This is a genomic window from Blastomonas sp. (genome assembly GCF_041747255.1).
Classification (GTDB): domain Bacteria; phylum Pseudomonadota; class Alphaproteobacteria; order Sphingomonadales; family Sphingomonadaceae; genus Blastomonas.
Map to the genome: position 1 here is coordinate 1 of NZ_JBGTFM010000035.1, position 1,586 is coordinate 1,586.

Annotated in this window: 1 protein-coding gene; it reads left to right on the forward strand. The window is 60.8% G+C overall.

Annotated elements, in window-relative coordinates; all coding sequences use genetic code 11:
• Nucleotides 1–78: 78 nt before the first annotated feature.
• Nucleotides 79–1,586 (forward strand): Gfo/Idh/MocA family oxidoreductase (locus ACEW8G_RS01230; RefSeq protein WP_373486631.1); only part of this gene is annotated, 1,508 nt, incomplete at its 3' end.

The window sequence follows — 1,586 nt, forward strand, 5'->3', positions numbered from 1 at the left end:
GTGGGCAGTGGTTGCCCAAGGATATTCCGACTTCCTGTCCTCCGTAGTTGATCAAACCCGTAACTGAAGGATTTTCCGTTGAGTTTAACGAGCACCACTTCGCAACCCGTGCTGCGAACTGCGATCGTCGGCACTGGCTACATCGCTGATTTCCACGCGCGCGCGATCGCCAAAGTCGCGGGCGTCGAGCTGGTGGCAGTATGCGATCGCAATCTTTCCCTCGCTGACGCACTGGCCACGCAATGGAAGGTGCCGTCCTTCGCGTCGGTTGAGGAGATGCTTGCCAACCAGAAGCTCGATGCCTTGCACGTGTTGACGCCGCCGGACAGCCATCACGCCGTTGCCGAGCAAGCTTTGCGAAGCGGTGTCCATGTCTTTCTCGAGAAGCCGATGTGCGTTTCGACAGCGGAATGCGATGACCTGTTGGCAATCGCTGAACAGGGCGGACGCACCGTCGGGGTGAACCACAGCCTGTTGTTCGAAGGGGCCTTTGCCCGCTTGCGAGATCATATTCGCGCTGGCGACCTGGGACCGCTGGATCACATCACGATCAATTGTTTCATCGAACTTGCCCTCATCCGGTTTGGCCCCTTCACGAACTGGATGCTACGCGAGCCCCAGAATGCGTTGCTCGAGATCGGCCCGCATCCGATCTCGGCTCTCATGGATCTGGTGGGCACGCTGGATGAGATCGAGGTCAAGGCGGATCGCGATCTCATCCTGCCGGGTGGCGCACGGGTTTACCCGCGCTGGCGGATCCGCACCGCCTCTGGCCGCACGACGGCTGACGTCAACATCGATGTCGGCCCCGGCTTCCAGCAGCGCTCCATTGCCGTGCGCGGCTTGGCCGGTACCGCTTGGGTGGACCTGGACGCGAACACCTGCGTCATCGATCGCAAGACGCCTGCGGGGATCGATTTCGACCGGCGCAAGCGCAGCGTGTCACAAGCGGCGCAAATCCGCGAGCAATCCGGCACGACCGTGAAGGACTATGTTCTTGGGAAGGCGAAGCTCAGCGAGCGCGGTGGACCCTTTAGCAATTCGATTCAGGACAGTGTCGCCGCCTTTTACGCCGGGCTGCTCGGTCAGAGTGAACTCGACAGCCGGATAAGGGGCGCGTTTGGCAAGACAGTGATCGAAACCTGCGAGCAGATTTGCACACTCGCGAGTTTGAAGGGCCCGGTGACACGGCCCAACGTCACGGCGACCGCGGATCTCAAGCCCGATGTTTTGGTACTTGGCGCCACCGGGTTCATCGGCCGCAAACTGATCCAGCAATTGCTGGAGAAGGGCCACACCGTCCGCGCCGCAGCGCGCGGACCCAGCCTCGAACTCGAGGAATTGGGCAGCGATCGGCTGGAAATCATGCGCGCCGACATGCGCTCGCCAGACGACGTTCGAGGGATGCTGGCCGGAATAGATCATGTGTTCCATCTGGCCGCCACGGGTTCGAAAACATGGGATCAATTTTGCGAAAGCGAAATCGAACCGACCCGTCGGCTTGCCCGCGCATGCATCGAAGCCGGCGTGAAGAGGCTGATCTACACGAGCACCATCGATTCCTATTATGCCGGTGGTGGCGCAGG